The sequence below is a fragment of the Pseudomonas sp. 1 genome, from assembly GCF_056626735.1.
Map to the genome: position 1 here is coordinate 117,141 of NZ_JBWXMQ010000009.1, position 21,197 is coordinate 138,337.

19 protein-coding genes are annotated in these 21,197 nt (G+C 61.5%); 7 read left to right on the top strand and 12 right to left on the bottom strand.

Going from position 1 to position 21,197, the window contains the following annotated elements:
* Positions 1-24: 24 nt before the first annotated feature.
* Positions 25-552 (top strand): BRO-N domain-containing protein, encoded by a 528-nt coding sequence (locus tag AC1MDC_RS15485; RefSeq protein ID WP_480393290.1) that lies wholly within the window; start codon positions 25-27, stop codon positions 550-552.
* Here the strand turns inward: AC1MDC_RS15485 and AC1MDC_RS15490 are convergent.
* Positions 547-816, bottom strand: coding sequence for a HigA family addiction module antitoxin (locus tag AC1MDC_RS15490; protein ID WP_085696851.1), 270 nt, complete (start codon positions 814-816; stop codon positions 547-549). The genes AC1MDC_RS15485 and AC1MDC_RS15490 overlap by 6 nt on opposite strands.
* Positions 817-1,303: 487 nt before the next feature.
* On the opposite strand from AC1MDC_RS15490, the gene AC1MDC_RS15495 reads away from it, so the two are divergent.
* Positions 1,304-2,797: a YifB family Mg chelatase-like AAA ATPase gene (locus AC1MDC_RS15495; RefSeq protein WP_480393291.1), complete on the top strand. Its 1,494-nt coding sequence runs from the start codon at positions 1,304-1,306 to the stop codon at positions 2,795-2,797.
* A 105-nt stretch (positions 2,798-2,902) separates the two neighbouring features.
* On the opposite strand, the gene AC1MDC_RS15500 is transcribed toward AC1MDC_RS15495, so the two are convergent.
* Complete coding sequence (locus AC1MDC_RS15500; RefSeq protein ID WP_085696849.1) at positions 2,903-4,879, bottom strand: methyl-accepting chemotaxis protein; 1,977 nt, start codon at positions 4,877-4,879, stop codon at positions 2,903-2,905.
* Positions 4,880-5,063: 184 nt separating this feature from the next.
* Complete coding sequence (locus tag AC1MDC_RS15505; RefSeq protein ID WP_085685856.1) at positions 5,064-5,984, bottom strand: LysR substrate-binding domain-containing protein; 921 nt, start codon at positions 5,982-5,984, stop codon at positions 5,064-5,066.
* A gap of 158 nt (positions 5,985-6,142) precedes the next feature.
* On the opposite strand from AC1MDC_RS15505, the gene AC1MDC_RS15510 reads away from it, so the two are divergent.
* The gene (locus AC1MDC_RS15510; RefSeq protein ID WP_480393292.1) at positions 6,143-7,537 is read left to right on the top strand and encodes a NorM family multidrug efflux MATE transporter; all 1,395 of its coding nucleotides are present in this window, start codon (positions 6,143-6,145) and stop codon (positions 7,535-7,537) included.
* A gap of 39 nt (positions 7,538-7,576) precedes the next feature.
* Here AC1MDC_RS15510 and AC1MDC_RS15515 read toward each other — a convergent pair whose 3' ends face one another.
* Positions 7,577-9,247 (bottom strand): putative bifunctional diguanylate cyclase/phosphodiesterase, encoded by a 1,671-nt coding sequence (locus tag AC1MDC_RS15515; RefSeq protein ID WP_480393293.1) that lies wholly within the window; start codon positions 9,245-9,247, stop codon positions 7,577-7,579.
* A gap of 264 nt (positions 9,248-9,511) precedes the next feature.
* Between AC1MDC_RS15515 and rep the strand changes: the two genes are divergently transcribed.
* Both rep and AC1MDC_RS15525 read left to right on the top strand, forming a co-directional pair.
* Entirely contained in the window at positions 9,512-11,521 is a 2,010-nt protein-coding gene (rep, locus tag AC1MDC_RS15520; protein ID WP_039765244.1) for a DNA helicase Rep, read from the top strand.
* 57 nt (positions 11,522-11,578) lie between these two features.
* Positions 11,579-12,151, top strand: a complete 573-nt coding sequence (locus tag AC1MDC_RS15525; RefSeq protein WP_075946495.1) for a xanthine phosphoribosyltransferase — start codon at positions 11,579-11,581, stop codon at positions 12,149-12,151.
* A gap of 67 nt (positions 12,152-12,218) precedes the next feature.
* On the opposite strand, the gene AC1MDC_RS15530 is transcribed toward AC1MDC_RS15525, so the two are convergent.
* From AC1MDC_RS15530 to dadA, 6 genes are all read right to left on the bottom strand, one after another.
* Positions 12,219-14,141, bottom strand: a complete 1,923-nt coding sequence (locus AC1MDC_RS15530; RefSeq protein ID WP_480393294.1) for an acetyl-CoA hydrolase/transferase C-terminal domain-containing protein — start codon at positions 14,139-14,141, stop codon at positions 12,219-12,221.
* A 136-nt stretch (positions 14,142-14,277) separates the two neighbouring features.
* Entirely contained in the window at positions 14,278-14,694 is a 417-nt protein-coding gene (locus AC1MDC_RS15535; protein ID WP_039765242.1) for a c-type cytochrome, read from the bottom strand.
* Positions 14,695-14,875: 181 nt separating this feature from the next.
* Positions 14,876-15,424: a cupin domain-containing protein gene (locus AC1MDC_RS15540; RefSeq protein ID WP_003229444.1), complete on the bottom strand. Its 549-nt coding sequence runs from the start codon at positions 15,422-15,424 to the stop codon at positions 14,876-14,878.
* Between the two features lie 88 nt (positions 15,425-15,512).
* Positions 15,513-16,586, bottom strand: a complete 1,074-nt coding sequence (gene alr, locus AC1MDC_RS15545; protein ID WP_085612071.1) for an alanine racemase — start codon at positions 16,584-16,586, stop codon at positions 15,513-15,515.
* Positions 16,587-16,681: 95 nt separating this feature from the next.
* Positions 16,682-17,035 carry a RidA family protein gene (locus tag AC1MDC_RS15550; RefSeq protein WP_085696845.1) on the bottom strand — a complete coding sequence of 118 codons (354 nt, stop codon included), beginning with the start codon at positions 17,033-17,035 and terminating at the stop codon, positions 16,682-16,684.
* Positions 17,007-18,311: a D-amino acid dehydrogenase gene (gene dadA / locus AC1MDC_RS15555; RefSeq protein WP_085685869.1), complete on the bottom strand. Its 1,305-nt coding sequence runs from the start codon at positions 18,309-18,311 to the stop codon at positions 17,007-17,009. Before dadA ends, AC1MDC_RS15550 begins: the two co-directional genes overlap by 29 nt.
* Positions 18,312-18,465: 154 nt before the next feature.
* Here dadA and AC1MDC_RS15560 point away from each other — a divergent pair, with 154 nt between their 5' ends.
* Positions 18,466-18,954, top strand: coding sequence for an Lrp/AsnC ligand binding domain-containing protein (locus tag AC1MDC_RS15560; protein ID WP_003177284.1), 489 nt, complete (start codon positions 18,466-18,468; stop codon positions 18,952-18,954).
* A gap of 4 nt (positions 18,955-18,958) precedes the next feature.
* Here the strand turns inward: AC1MDC_RS15560 and AC1MDC_RS15565 are convergent, their stop codons facing one another.
* A complete protein-coding gene (locus tag AC1MDC_RS15565; RefSeq protein WP_480393295.1) occupies positions 18,959-19,312 on the bottom strand; it encodes a YkgJ family cysteine cluster protein in 354 nt (117 codons plus the stop codon).
* Between the two features lie 145 nt (positions 19,313-19,457).
* Here AC1MDC_RS15565 and AC1MDC_RS15570 point away from each other — a divergent pair, with 145 nt between their 5' ends.
* Complete coding sequence (locus tag AC1MDC_RS15570) at positions 19,458-20,768, top strand: NAD(P)/FAD-dependent oxidoreductase (protein ID WP_234206153.1); 1,311 nt, start codon at positions 19,458-19,460, stop codon at positions 20,766-20,768.
* A 34-nt stretch (positions 20,769-20,802) separates the two neighbouring features.
* Here AC1MDC_RS15570 and AC1MDC_RS15575 read toward each other — a convergent pair whose 3' ends face one another.
* A complete protein-coding gene (locus tag AC1MDC_RS15575; RefSeq protein WP_480393296.1) occupies positions 20,803-21,048 on the bottom strand; it encodes a DUF1127 domain-containing protein in 246 nt (81 codons plus the stop codon).
* Between the last annotated feature and the right edge of the window lie 149 nt (positions 21,049-21,197).

Genomic DNA, 21,197 nt, shown 5'->3' on the forward strand with positions numbered 1-21,197 from the left:
CCCTAAAGCAAAAGGAGCTGTTCAATGAATAACGAAGAGACGTATCTCACTCCTCAGGTTTTCACCCGCTACAAACTCCCCCTCCACGCCCTGCTCATCCAGAACCAACCCTGGTTCTCCGCCCGCGACCTGGGCCGCCTGCTGCACATTTACCTCAACGAACGCATGCTGCGAAAACTCGACCCCGACCAATACCAAACCCGCAAAACCCTGATCCACAACCAGATCGAAAACACCCTCCTGATCAGCGAGTCCGGCATCTACGCCCTCCTCGTCTATCACTACTGCCCCGAATACCGAGCGCTACGCGAATGGCTCACCCATCAAGTCATCCCCACCCTGCGCGACGCCCAGCACCCCACCACAAGCGAACGCCCACAGCTAAGCCTGCTGAATTGGCCCGAGATGTCGTTGAGTTTGCTGCACTGGAATAACCAGCCGTGGATTCGGTTGCAGGATGTGCCGTTGATGGTGGTAGAACGGGAAATGCTAAAGCGCCCAGAACCGGGCACTTGGTGGAAGAGGGCTTCGCGGATGCTGCAATCGCTATAGGCCCGCATGCCGGAGCTGGGCCCTGCGTAAATCGTAAGTCGACTGAAGACTCATCCAGAACTCAGGCGGGGTGTTGAGGTGAATTGCCAGTCTGATTGCCAGATCGGCGCAGATCCTGAGCTGGCATTTCACAAGCTTCTCGATCTCGGTTTCAGGCCAGTTCGTGGGCATGGCCAAGTCCATGACAGGCATGCCCAACGGCTCCATGAACTCCTTATTCAGAACCTCGCCGGGATGAATCGAGCGCATACCATTGCGGTTCATTTTTCGCCTCCAGAGGCTGCATTGAGCGGCCAAACTGGAGCACCCGACTTTGCAATACAAGACCGTCGAGTCGCTTTCACTAGCGTCCTACAACTATTAGGGCATGCCCCTACAAAAATCAGCGTCTGCGCCTATTTAAGTTGTCCTTACGCCTGTCATTACATTAGCGACACCCATCAGGATGGAGGTCTCTGTGAAGGATAAAAAGAGAAAGACAAAGCTACTTCAGGTTGTTGAACTACACCTCGAAGCACTTCGACTGGCTGGAAATTTGTCAGCCAATCAACGGAGGTTTATTGAAGTTGCCGTTACGTGCGGACCTGAGCTTGAGCCAAGTGGTCTGTTAGCAGGCAGAAGATGAATGCATAGGCCCGCACAACCGCTTTCTGATACGTCTTGTAAACCTCTACTCAAACGCTAGAACCCCGCTCAACTACCCTTCAAAAACCCGCAGGAAGCGGCCCCCGATTCAACACAAGGAACGACCATGTCCCTCGCCATCGTCCACAGTCGCGCCCAGATTGGCGTGGATGCTCCCGCTGTCACCGTCGAAGTCCACCTGGCCAACGGCTTGCCCTCGCTGACCATGGTCGGCCTGCCCGAAGCGGCGGTGAAAGAGAGCAAGGACCGGGTGCGCAGTGCGATCATCAATTCCGGGCTGCAGTTTCCGGCGCGGCGGATCACGCTGAATCTGGCGCCGGCGGATCTGCCCAAGGATGGCGGGCGGTTCGATCTGGCGATTGCGCTGGGGATTCTGTCGGCGAGTGTGCAGGTGCCGACGTTGACGCTCGATGACGTGGAATGTCTGGGTGAGCTGGCGTTATCCGGCGCTGTGCGGGCGGTGCGCGGGGTGTTGCCTGCGGCGCTGGCAGCGCGCAAGGCCGGGCGGACGCTGGTGGTGCCACGGGCGAATGCCGAGGAGGCTTGTCTGGCTTCGGGACTAAGGGTGATTGCGGTGGATCATCTGCTGGAGGCCGTGGCGCATTTCAATGGACATACACCGGTCGAGCCTTATGTCTCGGACGGGCTGATCCATGCCGCCAAACCCTATCCCGACCTGAATGAAGTACAGGGCCAACTGGCCGCCAAACGGGCGCTGCTGATTGCCGCCGCTGGCGCACACAACCTGCTGTTCAGCGGGCCACCCGGGACGGGCAAGACGTTGCTGGCCAGTCGATTGCCGGGGTTGCTGCCACCGCTGGCCGAGAGTGAAGCGCTGGAGGTGGCGGCGATTCAATCCGTCGCCAGTGGAGCGCCGCTGACCCATTGGCCACAGCGCCCGTTCCGCCAGCCGCATCACTCGGCCTCCGGGCCGGCACTGGTCGGTGGCAGCTCAAAACCGCAACCCGGCGAAATCACCCTCGCCCATCACGGCGTGTTGTTTCTCGATGAGCTGCCCGAGTTTGATCGCAAGGTGCTGGAGGTTCTGCGCGAACCGCTGGAATCCGGCTGCATCGTGATCGCAAGGGCCAAGGAACGGGTGCGCTTTCCCGCGAGATTCCAGCTGGTGGCGGCGATGAATCCCTGTCCCTGTGGATATCTGGGCGAACCAAGTGGTAAGTGCTCCTGCACGCCGGACATGGTGCAGCGCTATCGCAACAAACTGTCGGGGCCGTTGCTGGATCGGATCGATTTGCACCTGACGGTGGCACGAGAGGCGACAGCGCTGAACCCTGCGGTGAAACCGGGAGATGACAGCGCCAGCGCGGCCACATTGGTCGCCGAGGCCCGCGAGCGTCAGCAAAAACGCCAGGGCTGCGCCAATGCGTTTCTCGATTTTCCGGGGCTGAAGAAGCACTGCAAGTTATCCACAGCCGATGAAGCCTGGCTGGAGACGGCGTGCGAAAGACTGATCTTGTCGTTGCGCTCGGCGCACCGGTTGCTCAAGGTGGCGAGGACATTGGCGGATCTGGAGAAATGCGCGGATATCAGTCGCGAGCATCTGGCCGAAGCGTTGCAATACCGGCCGGCGACTCAGTAAATGCCGCGATGGTGGTGGGCCAAAACGCGAGCAGGCTCGCTCTCACAGGTCCTACAAGAAGCCTGGGGAAGCGAGCCTGCTCGCGATAGCTACTTCAAAGAGGCCTCAACGGAAGCGGTCGACCTCCTGGCGCAGGTCGGCTGCCAGGCCTTCCAGTTCCTTGGCGGTGATTGCCAGGTTGGACACCACCTCGCGCTGCTCGCTGTTGGCCATCGCGATGCTCTGCAGGTTGCTGCTCAACAGCGTCGCGGTGCTGCTCTGTTCCTGGGTCGCGGTGGTGATCGCGGCAAATTGCTGGCCTGCCGAACGGCTCTGCTCATCGATCCGCGCCAGCGCCGATGCGACGTTGGCGTTACGCGACAGGCCTTCCTGCATCAGCACGTTGCCTTGTTCCATGGTGCTGATGGCGTTGCCGGTTTCCTGCTGGATGCTATGGATCATGCCGGAGATTTCATCGGTCGCCTGACGAGTGCGCGACGCCAGATTGCGCACTTCGTCGGCCACCACGGCAAAACCCCGACCCTGTTCACCGGCACGGGCCGCTTCGATGGCGGCGTTGAGTGCCAGCAGGTTGGTTTGTTCGGCAATCGAGGTGATCACGCTGACGATGCCGCCGATTTCCTGGGAGCGCTGACCCAGCGTGTTGATCACGGTCGCCGTGGTGTTCAGTGCGCCGGCAATCTGCTCCAGCGAGGACGACGCTTCTTCCATCGACGTGCGACCGATCTGGGTCTGCTGAGCGTTTTCCTGGGCCAGACGCTGGGTGTTGCCCATGTTGTCGGCAATGTTCAGCGACGTGGCGGAGAACTCTTCAACCGCACCCGCCATGCTGGTGATTTCGCCAGACTGCTGCTCCATGCCTTCATAGGCGCCGCCAGACAGGCCGGACAGCGCTTGAGCCCGACGGTTGACCTCTTCCGAGGCGCGGCGGATGTGCTCGACCATGGTCGACAGCGCCTGGCTCATCTGGTTGAAGGCGCGGGCCAACTGGCCGATTTCGTCATTGCTCGACACGCTCAGACGCACGCTCAGATCACCGGCACCCAGGGCTTCCGCCTGACGTACCAGATCACCCAAAGGCGCCAGTTTGCTGCGCAGCAACCAGACCACGGAGCCGACCGCCAGCAACATTGCCAGCAGACTGCCGATGGCCAGTTGGGTACCCACGCTCCAGGTCACCGCGCGAATCTCGGCCTTCGGCATGCTCGCCACCACCGACCACGGGCCGCCTTCGAACGGCACGGCAATGCTGTAGAAGTCTTCGGACTTGTCGCTCCAGAACCGACCTTTACCCGGCGTTTTCGCCAGATCATTGATCACAGGAACCGCTTGATCCAGCGCCTGCACGCCAGCCGGCGCCACCAGCCATTGGTTCTTTTCGTCCAGCAGTGCCAGCGAGCCGGTCTGGCCGATGCGGAAGCGCTTGAGGTTTTCGAACTGGGCGTTCTGCGCGTCGGTGTAATCGAAGCCGACGAACAACACAGCAATCACCTTGCCGCTGCTGTCACGCACCGGGGTGTATTGAGTCATGTAGGAGCGATCGAACAGCAAGGCGCGGCCAACGTAACCCTGCCCCGCCATCAACTTCGCGTAGGCCGGGTGAGCGTGATCGAGCAAGGTGCCGATGGCGCGACTGCCATCCTGCTTGGTCAGCGAGGTGCTGACCCGCACGAAGTCTTCGCCGCTGCGCACGAACAGCGTGGCGACACCCGCCGTCATCTGCTTGAACTCGTCGACTTCCTTGAAGTTGTTGTTCAGCACTTCGCTGCCCAGATGCAGGCCTGGGGTCTGGGTGCCAGCGACGTTGACCGGCTCGCCCGGATGAATGCTCAGGCCGGCGCTGAAGCGCTTCTCGAACAATCCGCTCAGGCGCTGGGTGCTTTCACGCAGCGTGCCGTGGAAAGTGCTCAACTGATCGGCGAGCAGGCGTGCCTCGCTGGCCAGGTGTTCTTCACGAGTGGCGAGGTTGGCGGTGTCAAGCGAACGCAGGGCGAACACCGTACTGCCGCTGATGACAATCGCCAGTATCACGGCGAGCGCGAGGCCCAGCTGCGAGGCGATCCGAGCGCGAGGTTGAGACATGGACAGCTCCTGGCCGAGCCACGGGATCCTCCTTGATCCTGACTCGGAAATTTTTCTAATAGTGGGGGTGAATCGTGGATACCGGCACGACGGTTCCACATGCACGTATTCGGCGGTAAAACCGAATACTTGAGCGAATAGCAGGGTTATGGCGAAAGGCCGGCATTGTGCAGGCTCGAACGTTTCAGCTCAAGCGTGTGACCGCCGGCAGCGTCATGGCGCGGACTTCGCCTTGCAGGAAGTCGCTCAGGCGGCGCAAACGTTCACCTCCCGGACGGGTTTTTGGCCACACCAGGTAATAATTCAGTCCGCTGGCGACCGCCGTCGGCCACGGCAGACTCAGGCGTCCTTGCGCGACATCCTCGGCCACCATCAGCAAATCCCCCATGGACACACCGTAGCCCCGGGCCGCCGCAATCATCCCGAGTTCCAGGGTATCGAACACCTGCCCGCCCTTGAGTGACACCTGATCCGACAACCCCATGTGTTCCAGCCAACTGCGCCAGTCCCGGCGATCCGGCGTCGGGTGCAGCAATTCGGCGCTGGCCAGCCGTGCCACGTCCCAGGGCTGGTCGTTGAGCAGATTCGGCGCGCCGACCGGAATCAGCTCCTCTGGAAACAGCAGGCTGGCTTCCCAGTCCGGCGGGAAATGCCCGTCACTGAGCAACACCGCGCAATCGAAGGGCTCGTTGTTGAAGTCCACCGAATCCACGTCCATCCAGGCGCTGGTCAGTTGTACCTCGTTGCCCGGCTGCAGATGGCGGAAGCGACTGAGCCGCGCCAGCAACCAGCGCATGGTCAGGGTCGACGGAGCTTTCATGCGCAGGATGTCATCTTCGGCGCGCAAGGTATTGCAGGCTCGCTCCAGGGCGGCGAATCCCTCGCGGATGCCCGGCAGCAGCAGGCGCGCCGACTCGGTCAGTTGCAGATTGCGACCGCTGCGATGGAACAAGCGGCAGGCGAAATGCTCTTCGAGTGTGCGGATGTGCCGGCTCACCGCACTTTGCGTGATTGACAACTCTTCGGCGGCCCGCGTGAACGAACTGTGACGGGCCGCCGCTTCGAATGCGCGCAGGGCATACAAGGGTGGAAGACGACGGGACATGCACAACGCTCCAATGGCGGGATTGCGCCAACTTAGCAGAATCGTCGCAGGATGAGTTTTAATCATGCCACCCATCCTTTTTATCCCTTTGTGCAACCCGCACCAAACCCTGAGAATCGACGGTCTCCTGCTCCCTCTTTTATATGGATGTGAACACCATGCAGCGTCCTGTGCGTACCGAACTCTGGGCCATCCTGCGGCTGGCGGGGCCGTTGATTGCTTCGCAGTTGGCGCACATGCTGATGGTGCTGACCGACACCCTGATGATGGCGCGCCTCAGTCCCGAAGCGCTGGCCGGAGGTGGTCTGGGCGCAGCCAGCTATTCGTTCGTGTCGATTTTCTGCATCGGCGTAATCGCGGCGGTCGGTACCCTGGTGGCGATTCGTCAGGGCGCCGGCGACATCATCGGCGCCGCCCGCCTGACTCAGGCCGGGCTATGGCTGGCGTGGCTGATGGCACTCGGTGCCGGGTTGCTGTTATGGAATCTGAAACCGGTGCTGTTGCTGTTCGGCCAGACCGAGACCAACGTCAACGCCGCCGGGCAGTTCCTGATCGCCCTGCCCTTCGCCCTGCCCGGCTACCTGAGTTTCATGGCCCTGCGCGGTTTCACCAGCGCCATCGGCCGGGCAACACCGGTGATGGTCATCAGCCTCGCCGGCACGGTGGCCAACTTCCTGCTCAATTACGCGCTGATCACCGGCATGTTCGGCCTGCCGAAACTGGGGCTGACCGGTATCGGTCTGGTCACGGCGATTGTTGCCAACTGCATGGCACTGGCGCTGGCCTGGCACATCCGCCGGCATCCGGCCTATAACGCCTACCCGCTGCGTGAAGGCCTGTCGCGGCCGAACCGGCAGTACCTCAAAGAACTCTGGCGCCTGGGCCTGCCGATCGGCGGCACCTATGCAGTGGAGGTCGGACTGTTCGCCTTCGCGGCGCTGTGCATGGGCACCATGGGCAGCACCCAACTGGCGGCGCATCAGATTGCGCTACAAATCGTCTCGGTGGCATTCATGGTGCCGGCAGGGATGTCGTATGCGATCACCATGCGCGTCGGCCAGCATTACGGCGCTGGGCAATTGAGCGATGCGCGGATGTCCGGGCGGGTCGGTATCGTCTTCGGTGCAGTGGTGATGCTGGGGTTTGCGATGGTGTTCTGGCTGCTGCCTAATCAACTGGTCGGTTTGTTCCTCGACCATAACGACCCGGCATTTGCCGAGGTGATTCATCTGGCCGTGAGCCTGTTGGCCGTGGCGGCGTGGTTCGAGCTGTTCGACGGCACGCAGACCATTGCCATGGGCTGCATCCGCGGACTCAAGGATGCCAAGACCACCTTCCTCGTCGGGCTCGGTTGCTACTGGCTGATCGGCGCGCCGGCAGCGTGGTTGATGGCGTTCCATCTGCACTGGGGGCCGACCGGCGTCTGGTGGGGTTTGGCTCTGGGCCTGGCCTGCGCGGCAATCAGCCTGACACTGGCGTTCGAATGGAAGATGAAGCGGATGATTCGACTGGAGCCGCAATCTCAAGGATTCAAGATTGCTCAGCCGGAATGACGGGCTACGGGAGCAACCCTGCTCCCGTAAGCTTGTTGGTCAGACCACAATGCCCAGCGGAGGCTGGCTGGCGTCAGCAATCAGATAGTCAATCAACTCCGCCAACGGCAACGGTTTGCTGATCAGGTAACCCTGCACCTGATCGCAGCCGAAACCGCGCAACAGATCCAGTTGCTCGCGGGTTTCCACCCCTTCGGCCACCACTTCCAGGTGCAGGTTGTGCGCGAGATTGATCATCGCGTGCACCAGTTTGCGGTTTTCTTCGCGTTGCTCCATGCCGCCGACGAAACTCTTGTCGATCTTCAGCAAGGTGATCGGCAGGCTGTTGAGGTGCACGAACGACGAGAACCCGGTGCCGAAGTCATCCAGCGAAAAACGCACGCCGAGGCGACCGAGCGCGTCCATGGTCTGCTTGACCAGATCGCTGCGGCGCATCACGGCGGTTTCGGTGAGTTCGAATTCCAGCCATTGCGCCTCGACACCGCGCTCGGCGATCAAGCGGCTGAGCGTCGGCAGCAACTGGCTGTCCTGAAACTGGCGGAACGACAGGTTGATCGCCATGTGCAGCGCCGGCAGACCGCGCTCGCGCAACGCCTGCATGTCACGCAGGGCCCGGGAAATCACCCAATAACCCAGCGGCACAATCAGGCCGCTCTGCTCGGCCAGCGGCACAAATTCGCTCGGCGCAAGCAAGCCGCGCTCACTGTGACGCCAGCGCACCAGCGCTTCGAGGCCGACGATCTGGCCATCCTGCAGATTCAGGCGCGGCTGGTAATGCAGCTCCAGCTCATCGCGGCGCAAGGCCCGGCGCAGCTCGCTTTCGAGGTCGGCCATGCTCCGCGCGTTGCGGTTGATCCGTTCGTTGAAGATGTGAAACGTGCAGCCCTGGGTGCTCTTGGCCTGTTGCATGGCGATGTGCGCGTGCCACATCAGCGGATCGGCACCGCCCTGGGCCCGGGCATGAGCGATGCCGAGGCTGGAACCGATCAACAGGCTTTCGCCATCGACCCAATAAGGTTCGGCCAGGGCTTCGGTGATGCGTTCGGCCATCCATTCCGCCCGTTGCGGGGCGCGGCGGGTGTCGATCAGCAGGGCGAATTCGTCGCTGCCCAGGCGTGCCAGTTGATCGCCGACTTCCAGCTGACTTTTCAGCCGTGCGACGACTTGCAGGATCAGGCGATCGCCGGCCTGATGGCCGAGGGCGTCGTTGGCGTGGCGGAAGTTGTCGAGATCGAGGTGGCCGAGGGCCAGGCCGCGACCGTCGTTTTCGGCGAGGCGCGCCGTGAGCAGGGTCTGGAAGCCCTGGCGGTTGGCGATGCCGGTCAGCGGATCCTGTTCGGCCAGGCGTTGCAGGGTGTTTTCCAGCACGCCGCGTTCGCGCACATGCCGCAGGCAACGCCGGAGCATGCCGGCATCGAGGGCATCGAACACCAGCCAGTCGCTGACGCCATCGGGCGCGGTCGCCGGCTCCTGTTCCAAAAGCAATACCGTCGGCAGGCTGCAACGGCCGGGCGCCGGCTGCAACGCGGGAACGGTCAACAACACCGCGTGGCGGTTGTCTTCGAACAGGCTGCTGACCGACTCCCAGTTCGGCGCGCTGATCAGCACCGCCGCACTCCCCAACGGAGCCAGACACTCGCGCAATAACGCTGTCCACGCTGGCTCTTCGGCCAGTAGCAGCAAACGCAAGGGTTCGACAGGCGTAGTCAAGCTGACTCCCTAGACTCTGCAATGATGTGGGCGGCGGGCATTATGCCGTTGCGGCAACCAATGACCAAACGACAACGGATATCAAAACGTTATTTTGTGTCACGAATGAGAACATTAGCCGCAAAATCACCGCGCATCCTGCGTGAAAGTAACAAAACCGGCAAATTTCAATCGCGTGCTGCGTCACAAGTCGGAGAGAGCAGCACAAATCGCTGAGCCTGTTAAAATGCCGGCCCATTTCGTCAACGACTCCCGAATTTCCGTATGTCCCGACTCAATCCCCGGCAGCAAGAAGCCGTGAACTACGTCGGCGGCCCTCTATTGGTGCTCGCCGGTGCTGGCTCCGGCAAGACCAGCGTGATCACGCGCAAGATTGCGCACCTGATCCAGAACTGCGGCATCCGCGCCCAGTACATCGTCGCCATGACCTTCACCAACAAGGCCGCGCGCGAGATGAAGGAACGGGTCGGCACCCTGCTGCGCCCCGGCGAAGGTCGCGGCCTGACGGTCTGCACCTTCCACAACCTGGGCCTGAACATCATCCGCAAGGAACATGAACGGCTGGGCTACAAACCCGGTTTCTCGATCTTCGACGAAACCGACGTCAAGTCGCTGATGACTGACATCATGCAAAAGGAATACGCAGGCGACGACGGCGTCGACGAGATCAAGAACATGATCGGCGCCTGGAAAAACGACCTGATCCTGCCGGCCCAGGCCCTGGAAAACGCCCGCAACCCGAAGGAACAGACTGCCGCCATCGTCTACACCCACTACCAGCGCACGCTCAAGGCGTTCAACGCGGTGGACTTCGACGACCTGATCCTGCTGCCGGTGAAGCTCTTCGAAGAGCACGCCGACATCCTCGAAAAGTGGCAGAACAAGGTGCGTTACCTGCTGGTCGACGAATATCAGGACACCAATGCCAGCCAGTATCTGCTGGTGAAAATGCTCATCGGCAAGCGTAACCAGTTCACCGTGGTGGGCGATGACGACCAGTCGATCTACGCCTGGCGCGGCGCACGGCCGGAAAACCTGATGCTGCTCAAGGACGACTATCCGTCCCTGAAAGTGGTGATGCTGGAGCAGAACTACCGCTCCACCAGCCGCATCCTGCGTTGCGCCAACGTGCTGATCTCGAACAACCCGCACGAATTCGAGAAGCAGCTGTGGAGTGAGATGGGCCACGGCGACGAGATCCGCGTGATCCGCTGCCGCAACGAGGACGCCGAAGCCGAGCGCGTGGCGATGGAAATTCTCAGCCTGCACTTGCGCACCGACCGCCCGTACAGCGATTTCGCGATCCTCTATCGCGGCAACTACCAGGCCAAGCTGATCGAGCTGAAACTGCAGCACCATCAGGTGCCGTACCGTCTGAGCGGCGGCAACAGCTTCTTCGGCCGCCAGGAAGTGAAAGACCTGATGGCCTACTTCCGCCTGATCGTGAACCCGGACGACGACAACGCCTTCCTGCGGGTGATCAACGTGCCGCGCCGCGAGATCGGCTCTACGACCCTGGAAAAACTCGGCAACTACGCCACCGAACGCAAGATCTCGATGTACGCCGCCACCGACGAACTCGGCCTGGGCGAGCATCTGGACAGCCGCTTCACCGATCGCCTGTCGCGCTTCAAGCGTTTCATGGACAAGGTGCGCGAGCAGTGCGCCGGCGAAGACCCGATTTCGGCGCTGCGCAGCATGGTCATGGACATCGACTACGAGAACTGGCTGCGCACCAACAGTTCCAGCGACAAGGCCGCGGACTACCGGATGAGCAACGTCTGGTTCCTGATCGAAGCCTTGAAGAACACCCTGGAAAAAGACGAAGACGGCGAAATGACCGTCGAGGATGCCATCGGCAAACTCGTTCTGCGCGACATGCTCGAACGTCAGCAGGAAGAAGAGGACGGCGCCGAAGGCGTGCAGATGATGACCCTGCATGCGTCCAAGGGCCTGGAATTTCCTTACGTGTTCATCATGGGCATGGAAGAGGAAATCCTCCCGCACCGTTCCAGCATCGAAGCCGACACCATCGAAGAAGAACGCCGACTGGCCTACGTGGGCATCACCCGCGCGCGCCAGACCCTCGCGTTCACCTTCGCCGCCAAGCGCAAACAGTACGGCGAGATCATCGACTGCGCGCCCAGCCGCTTCCTCGATGAGCTGCCGCCGGACGACCTGGCCTGGGAAGGCAACGACGACACACCGACCGAAGTCAAAGCCGTGCGGGGCAATAGCGCATTGGCAGATATACGAGCGATGTTAAAGCGCTAGAATTGACCACTTTTTTAAAACCTTAGGGCGCACAAGGCGCCAACAGAGGACAGCTTCATGGAAGCCCTGCACCAGAAAATCCGCGAACAAGGCATTGTGCTTTCCGACCAGGTCCTGAAGGTCGACGCCTTCCTGAACCACCAGATCGACCCGGCCCTGATGAAGCTGATCGGCGACGAATTCGCCACGCTGTTCAAGGATTCGGGCATCACCAAGATCGTCACCATCGAAGCGTCCGGCATCGCCCCGGCGATCATGACCGGTCTGAACCTCGGCGTGCCGGTGATCTTCGCCCGCAAGCAACAGTCCCTGACCCTGACTGAAAACCTGCTGTCGGCGACGGTCTACTCGTTCACCAAGAAGACCGAAAGCACCGTGGCCATCTCCCCGCGTCACCTGACCAGCAGCGACCGCGTGCTGATCATCGACGACTTCCTGGCCAACGGTAAGGCATCCCAGGCGCTGATCTCGATCATCAAACAGGCCGGCGCCACCGTCGCGGGCCTGGGCATCGTGATCGAGAAATCGTTCCAGGGCGGCCGTGCGGAACTGGATTCGCAGGGTTACCGCGTCGAGTCGCTGGCTCGCGTGAAGTCGCTGGCGGGCGGCGTCGTGACCTTCATCGACTGATCACTGACTCAACTGCGCCGCAATACTTGTGGGACCAAGCTCGCTCCCACAGTGTTTTGTGTAGCGGTTACTGCGCGGTGGCCTTCAGGCCCGTAAGCAATAACCGCTGAAACAGGTCTTCCTTCAGGCCTTCCGGGTGGGTCAGCTGCATGCGCGCCAAATGCTCCGGATACAGCGAAGCCTGCGGCGCATCCAGCGCGGCCTTGCCCAGTTCCAGAATCTCGGTCAGCTTGAATTTGCTCTTGAGCCAGTTCAGCGCCCGTAACAGATCCTTCTCGACCTCAGTGAAATCACAGCCCAGCGGATATTCCGGAAACAGGTTCGGATGCCGTGCGGCAATCGCCTGCAAGCGTTGTGGGGTGTTGTCGGTAAAGCGCGGATCGAGACGGAAATCCTTCGGCAGCTTGCCGACCTTCTGCGCCTGTTCGATCAGGCCTTGCTGGAAGCGCGAGTCGCTGATGTTCAACAGCGCCTCGATCACCACCGCATCCGATTTGCCGCGCAGGTCGGCGATGCCGTACTCGGTGACGACGATGTCACGCAGGTGCCGTGGAATCGTGCAGTGGCCGTACTCCCAGACAATGTTCGAACTGACATCGCCGCCGGACTCGCGCCAGCTGCGCAGCAGCAGAATCGACCGCGCATCGTGCAGCGCATGGCCCTGGGCAACGAAGTTGTACTGCCCGCCGACGCCGCTGAGCACCCGCCCGTCTTCCAGTTGATCCGCCACCCCGGCGCCCAGCAGGGTCATGGTGAACACGGTGTTGATGAAGCGCGCATCGAGGCGTTGCAGGCGCTTGAGCTCTTCCTGACCATACAGCTCGTTGATGTAGCTGATACGGGTCATGTTGAATTCGAGGCGTTTGCTCAGCGGCAACTCGCGCAAGCGCTTATAGAAACTGCGCGGCCCGAGGAAGAAACCACCATGAATCGACAAGCCGTCGGTTTGCGCCGCCTCGTCGAGAGTCCCGGCGTTGGCCTGCTCCTGAGTCTGCACATCCGGGTAGACCTTGCGCCGGATGATCCCGGCTTCGGCCAGCACCAGCAGGCCGTTGACGAACATTTCGCTGCAACCGTACAGGCCCTTGGCGAACGGTTCGATGCCGCCCTCGCGTTCGATTAACTGTGCCCACTGGCTGAGGTTCACATCGGCCAGCAAGTGCTTGTACGAGGCGTTGTCAGCCTGACGCGCCAGCAACGCAGCGGTCAGCGCATCGCCCATCGAACCGATGCCGATCTGCAAGGTGCCGCCATCGCGCACCAGGGTGCTGGCGTGCAGACCGATGAAGTGATCCTGAAACCCGACGGGCATGTTCGGCGTGGAAAACAGCGTGCTGCTGTCCTTTTCATCGATCAGCAGGTCGAAGGTGTCGATATCGATTTCGGCATCGCCCGGCATGTACGGCAACTCGGTGTGCACCTGGCCGACCAGCAGAATGGTCTCCCCCGCCGCCCGGCGTTTGGCGATCATCGGGAACAGGTCGAGGGTGATGTCCGGGTTGCAGCTCAGGCTCAGGCGATCGGGATGTTCGCTGCTGCTGGCGAGCAACTGCGCCACCAGGTTCAGGCCGGCAGCATTGATGTCGCGGGCCGCGTGGCTGTAGTTGCTGCTGACGTAATCCTGCTGGGCCGGCGCGCTGTTGAGCAGGCTGCCGGGCTGCATGAAGAACTGTTCGATGCGAATGTTGGACGGCAGGCTGTCGCGGTGCAGGTCGGCGAGGAAGTCCAGCTCCGGGTAATCGCCAAACACCCGCTCGACGAAGGGTTCGATGAAGCGCTTCTGCAACCCATCGCCCAATGCCGGACGGCCGAGGCACAGGGCGGTGTAGATCGTCAGTTGCCGTTCGGGCAAACCGGCGATGCGGCGGTACAGCGCGTTGACGAAGGGGTTGGGTTTGCCCAGCCCCAGCGGCAGGCCCATGTGGATATGCGCCGGCAACCGCGCCAGTACGTCGTCCACTGCCTGTTCGATCGAACACAACTGCACCATCTGAAGCCTCCTGCCCGTTCCGTGAATAGAGGTACGACCGAGATTGCCGGTTGTTTGCTGCAAAGAACAGCCTCAGGCCCAAATCGCGCGTACAAAAAAACCGTCCGAAGACGGTTTTTTTCGTCGAAAGCGCGGCTTATTTCAGACCGGACATCTTCTGGATCGCGCCCTTCAGCTCTTCATCGGAGCAGTCGGCGCAGGTGCCTTTCGGTGGCATGGAGTTGATGCCGGTGATGGCCTTGGCCAGGATGCCGTCGAGGCCGCCCTGGTGATCGGCGCGCTCTTTCCAGGCCGCGGTGTCACCGATTTTCGGTGCGCCCAACAGGCCGGAGCCGTGGCAAGCGTTGCAATGTTTGGCAATCACTTCGTCCGGCGTCTTGGCACCGCCACCGCCGCCTGCCGAAGCAGCGACTTCCATCCCCTTGCACTCTTGCCCTTGAACACACACCTGGCCGACCGGCTCGAGGCGTTTGGCAATGTCGTCATTCGTCGCAGCTTGAGCGCTGACAGCCCAGAGGGCCAGTACGGTTGCTGGTGCAGCCAGCATTTTCATAATTAGGTTCACGCGTTCACCCTCAATGGTGGCTATTCACGCCTGCGGCCACGGTTCGCAGGCGGGCGCAAGTATAGCGGTTAGCCCGCTTCACTGAAACAACCCCAAAGTCGAAGGGGTTATATCGCGCTGTGGAACAACGGTTCGGGTGCCTTCGCCGTGTGGCCTGGCGCCTCTTTGTTTAAAAATTCGCCGGCGTGGCTGCGCTGATTAGTCGCGCCGGCGCATCGAACGGATTACGGAAACGATGCGGCTTGGTACTTTCAAAGTAGTAGCTGTCGCCGGCTTCGAGGATAAAAGTTTCAAGACCCACCACCAGCTCCAGGCGTCCTTCCACCAGAATCCCGGTTTCCTCGCCTTCGTGGGTGAGCATTTCTTCGCCGGTATCGGCGCCCGGCGGATAGATTTCATTGAGGAACGCAATGGCCCGGCTCGGGTGCGCGCGACCGACCAGTTTCATGGTCACGGCGCCGTCGGAAATGTCGATCAGCTCGTTGGCCTTGTAGACGATCTGAGTCGGTTTTTCCTGCAGGATCTCTTCGGAAAAGAACTCGACCATGGACATGGGAATCCCGCCCAGAACTTTCCTCAGCGAACTGATCGAAGGGCTGACGCTGTTCTTTTCGATCATCGAAATGGTGCTGTTGGTGACGCCCGCGCGCTTGGCGAGTTCACGCTGGGACAGTCCTTTGAGCTTGCGGATCGATTGCAGTCGTTCACCGACGTCCAAGGCGGGAGCCTCCTGATGCTGTAGAAATATTGAGCGTTATCATGGCGACAGCGTTCAGTATTTACAACACTTGGGCCCCGCTTGCGCTTTAACCCTCGGAATAGAGCCTTGGCACCCGACGCAGGTTGCAGAAGATCTGGTACGGAATGGTGTCCGCCCACTTCGCCACGTCGCTGGCGAGGATGTTTTTGCCCCACAGCTCGACAGTCGAACCGAGGCCGGCTTGCGGCACGTCGGTCAGGTCGATGCACAGCATGTCCATCGACACCCGGCCAAGAATGCGGCTGCGCTGGCCGGCCACCAGCACCGGCGTGCCGGTCGGTGCCTGACGCGGATAACCGTCGGCGTAACCCATGGCAACCACGCCGATGCGCATCGGTTTGTCGGTGATGAATTTGGCGCCGTAGCCCACCGGCTCGCCGGCCGGCAGTTCGCGCACGCTGATGACTTTCGACTCCAGCGTCATCACCGGTTGCAGACGCTCGGCCACGGCGTTGGCTTCTTCGAACGGGGTGGCGCCGTAGAGCATGATGCCCGGGCGCACCCAGTCGCTGTGAATCTGCGGCCAGCCCAGCACCGCCGGCGAGTTGCGCAGGCTGACTTCAGCCGCCAGGCCCTGACGTGCCGCTTCGAACACCGCAACCTGATCGGCGCTGCTCTGCTCGTGCAGCTCATCGGCCCGGGCGAAGTGGCTCATCAGCACGACTTTCGCCACCTTGCCGCTGGCCAGCAAACGCTGGTAAGCCGCCGGGTAATCCTTCGGATGCAGGCCGACACGGTGCATGCCCGAATCGAGCTTCAGCCACACGGTGATCGGTTTGCTCAATGCCGCCTGCTCGATAGCTTCGAGCTGCCACAGCGAATGCACCACGCACCAGAAATCGTGCTCGACGATCAGCGCCAGTTCGTCCGCCTCGAAAAAGCCTTCGAGCAACAGCACCGGTGCACGAATCCCGGCAGCTCGCAGCTCCAGCGCTTCTTCGATGCACGCCACCGCGAAGCCGTCCGCTTCAGCTTCCAGCGCCTGGGCACAACGCACTGCGCCATGGCCATAGGCATCGGCCTTGATCACCGCCAGTGCCTTGGCACCGGTGACTTCACGGGCGATACGGTAGTTGTGACGCAGGGCTTGAAGGTCGATCAGGGCACGGGCAGGACGCATGGCAGCAGACTTCTTGGCGGTCATGGAAATAAAAACCGGCGCTGGCTGACGGCGTGAACCGCCAACAGCACCGGGAGAGGGATCTTTACAACGGGTTACGGTAATGCAGCGACGATGGAGATCTCGACCAGGATGCTCGGCTTGGCCATCTTCGCCTCCACCGTGGCGCGGGCCGGGGCGGCTCCCTTGGGCAGCCACTGGTCCCACACCGAGTTCATGCCGGCAAAGTGCGCCTCGATGTCCTTCAGGTAGATCGTCGCCGACAGCAGATGCTGCTTGTCGGTGCCGGCCAGATCGAGCAGACGCTCGATGTTGGCGAGTACGTCGCGGGTCTGCTGTTCGACACCGGCATTGAAGTCATCGCCGACCTGCCCGGACAGATACACCGTACCGTTGTGGCTGACGATCTGACTCATGCGCTCATTGGTGAGCTGGCGCTGGATTGCCATGCTTCGCGGACTCCTGGGTGGTGTTGCCATAACGGGAAATATCGAGGCCTTCGGCGCTGATCTGAGGTTTTTTCTTCGCCATCAGGTCGGCCAGCAAGCGACCGGAGCCGCACGCCATGGTCCAGCCGAGGGTGCCGTGACCGGTGTTCAGGAACAGGTTCTTGAACGGGGTGGCACCGACGATCGGCGTGCCATCCGGGGTGGTTGGGCGCAGGCCGGTCCAGAAACTCGCTTCGGCCAGATTGCCGCCCCGAGGATAAAGGTCGTTGACGATCATCTCCAGGGTTTCGCGCCGGCGCGGGTTCAGCGACAGGTCAAAACCGGCGATCTCCGCCATGCCGCCGACGCGGATGCGGTTGTCGAAACGGGTGATCGCGACCTTGTAGGTCTCGTCGAGAATGGTCGACGTCGGGGCCATGTCCGGATTGGTGATCGGCACGGTCAGCGAGTAGCCCTTCAACGGATACACCGGGGCCTTGATACCCAGCGGCTTGAGCAGTTGCGGCGAGTAACTGCCGAGGGCGAGTACGTAGCGGTCGGCGGTTTCCAGCTTGCCGTCGATCCACACGCCGTTGATGCGGTCGCCGGCGAAGTCGAGGCGCTGGATGTCCTGACCGAAACGGAATTCCACACCCAGTTTGGTGGCCATTTCAGCGAGGCGAGTGGTGAAGATCTGGCAGTCACCGGTCTGGTCGTTCGGCAGGCGCAGGGCACCGGCGAGGATGTCGGTGACACCCGCCAGAGCCGGTTCGACGCGGGCAATGCCGGCGCGGTCGAGCACTTCAAACGGCACGCCGGACTCTTTCAATACGGCGATGTCCTTGGCGGCGTTATCCAGTTGCGCCTGGGTGCGGAACAACTGAGTCGTACCGAGGCTGCGGCCTTCGTAGGCGATGCCGGTCTCGGCGCGCAATTCGTCCAGGCAGTCACGGCTGTACTCGGACAGGCGGACCATGCGCTCCTTGTTCACCGCGTAACGGTTGGCGGTGCAGTTACGCAGCATCTGCGCCATCCACAAGTATTGGTCGATGTCGGCAGTGGCCTTGATCGCCAGCGGCGCGTGACGTTGCAGCAGCCACTTGATGGCCTTGAGGGGCACGCCCGGCGCAGCCCACGGCGAGGCGTAGCCCGGCGAGACCTGGCCTGCGTTGGCGAAACTGGTCTCCATGGCCGCGGCGGGCTGCCGGTCGACCACCACCACTTCAAACCCGGCACGGGCCAGATAGTAAGCACTGGCGGTACCGATGACGCCGCTACCCAAGACCATAACGCGCATTTTTGTATCCCTCTCGCGGCGTGCCGCGTACGTCTGTTGTTAGAGCAATGATGCGCGCAGTGTAAAAAAGATTCGCCAGTGCTTTTCACTGTATAAGCGCCTATATTTGGCGACAATTCTCGGCAAAAACCCTTTTCACGGAGGCGCATCCCCTATGCGTACCAACACTCAGACCAAACGTGAGCTGGACAAGATCGACCGCAACATCTTGCGGATCCTGCAGGCGGACGGGCGGATTTCATTCACCGAACTGGGCGAGAAGGTCGGGCTCTCCACCACGCCGTGTACCGAGCGGGTGCGGCGCCTGGAGCGTGAGGGAATCATCATGGGCTACAACGCCCGCCTGAATCCGCAGCACTTGAAGGGTAGCCTGCTGGTGTTCGTCGAGATCAGCCTCGACTACAAATCCGGCGATACTTTCGAAGAGTTCCGACGTGCGGTGCTGAAGTTGCCCCACGTGCTGGAGTGCCATCTGGTGTCAGGGGATTTCGACTATCTGGTGAAGGCACGGATTTCCGAGATGGCCTCGTACCGCAAGCTGCTGGGCGACATCCTGCTCAAGCTGCCGCACGTACGTGAATCCAAGAGCTACATCGTGATGGAAGAAGTGAAAGAGAGCCTGAGCCTGCCGATTCCGGACTGAACGCTCAGACCAGCACCTGTCGGTTTTCCGCCATGTACTCGAACACCTGCTTCTCGACCCTCGGGTGAATCAGCTCCGCCGGCCGCCGGCCGTTGGGGCACGGCAAGGTCTGGGTCGTTCCGAACAACCGACAGATCAACGGCCGCTCGTCATACACCGTGCAGCCATTCGGCCCCAGGTGCACACAGTTGAGTGCTTCCATGGCCGCGTCCTGCTCGGCGCGCGTCTTGCGCGGGAGGCGGGACATTTCCTCGGGTGAGGTGGTCACCGGCCCGCAACAGTCATGGCAGCCCGGCACGCACTCGAACGTGGGAATCTGCTGACGCAGGGTGCGGATTTTCTGACTGTTGCAGCTCATTGCAGCATTAACCGGAGCGAAATAGGCGGCAATTGTGCCGCAAAAGCCGTGTTCCAGACACCACGGGCCGACCAATGTTGCCCGGCCTCGGGCCTGCGGCTTATGCTCCGTCAAATTTTCTCGACACCCGCTCAGGATGACGCCCATGAATGCCCGCGCCCAAGCCACCGCGAGCCAGCACCACGTTGCCTCTTACTACGCCGCCAGCAGCCTGCCGCAACCCGACCATCCGGTGCTGCAAGGTGAACTGATCGCCGACGTGTGCGTGGTCGGTGGCGGTTTCTCCGGGCTGAACACCGCGCTGGAATTGGCTGAACGGGGCTTGAGCGTGGTGCTGCTGGAAGCGCACCGGATCGGCTGGGGCGCCAGCGGTCGCAACGGCGGGCAACTGATTCGCGGGGTCGGTCATGGCCTCGATCAGTTCGCCAACGTGATCGGCGCCGACGGCGTGCGGCAGATGAAACTCATGGGCCTGGAAGCGGTGGAAATCGTCCGCCGGCGCGTCGAGAAATTTCAGATCCCTTGCGACCTGACCTGGGGTTACTGCGACCTCGCCAACAAACCCTCCGACCTGGAAGGTTTTGCCGAAGACGCCGAAGAGTTGCGCAGCCTCGGTTATCGCCATGAAACACGTCTGCTGCAGGCGAACGAGATGCACACCGTGGTCGGTTCCAGACGCTACGTAGGCGGTTTGATCGACATGGGTTCCGGGCATCTGCACCCGCTGAACCTGGCACTCGGCGAAGCCGCCGCGGCGCAGCAAGCGGGGGTGAAGCTGTTCGAGCAATCGGCGGTGACCCGTATCGATTACGGCCCCGAAGTCCGCGTGTACACCGCGCAAGGCTCGGTACGGGCGAAAACCCTGGTACTCGGCTGCAATGCCTATCTCAACAATCTGAATCCACAACTCAGCGGCAAGGTGCTGCCGGCCGGCAGCTACATCATCGCCACCGAACCGCTGAGCGAGGAGCAGGCCCACAACCTGCTGCCGCAGAACATGGCGGTCTGCGACCAGCGAGTGGCGCTCGACTACTACCGGCTCTCGGCGGACCGGCGCCTGCTGTTCGGCGGCGCGTGCCATTACTCCGGGCGTGACCCGAAGGATATCGGCGCGTACATGCGGCCGAAGATGCTCGAAGTCTTTCCGCAACTGGCCTCGGTGAAGATCGATTATCAGTGGGGCGGGATGATCGGCATCGGCGCCAACCGTCTGCCGCAGATTGGCCGGCTCGCCGACCAGCCGAATGTGTATTACGCCCAGGCCTATTCCGGTCACGGCGTGAATGCCACGCACCTGGCGGGCAAGCTGCTGGCCGAGGCCATCAGCGGCCAGCACGGCGGTGGCTTCGACCTGTTCGCCAAAGTGCCACACATCACCTTCCCCGGCGGCAAGCATCTTCGTTCGCCGCTGCTGGCGTTGGGGATGTTGTGGCATCGCCTTAAAGAGCTGGTGTGAGCTCGTTCCCACGCAAAGCGTGGGAACGATCCCTCTAAATCCGCCAGAACGGCTTCAACCCCTCCTCCAGCGCCTGTTCGCGGGTCAGCCCGATATCCTTGAGCTGTTCCGGCGTCAGGCGCAGCAACGCCTTGCGCGTGTGCAGACGATGCCAGAACAGACCCCAGCGACTCAGGCCGGACTGTGCGTTGCGCAGGATCTCATTGCGCGCGTTGTCCTGTTGCCCAGCCTCCAGTTCCTGACTGTGTAACGTCAGCCGCACATCGCTCAAGCCGTTCATTTTTGTCGCTCCTGTTTACTTGGGTAGCCAGAGATTCCATGATGCGCGGGCGAGCAAAAGCATTACAGATTCAACACATCTGTATTATTTCCATACAGATTTGTTGTTCCCGAGACTGAATTGTCGATTTACGCCGCATCTGTACTGGT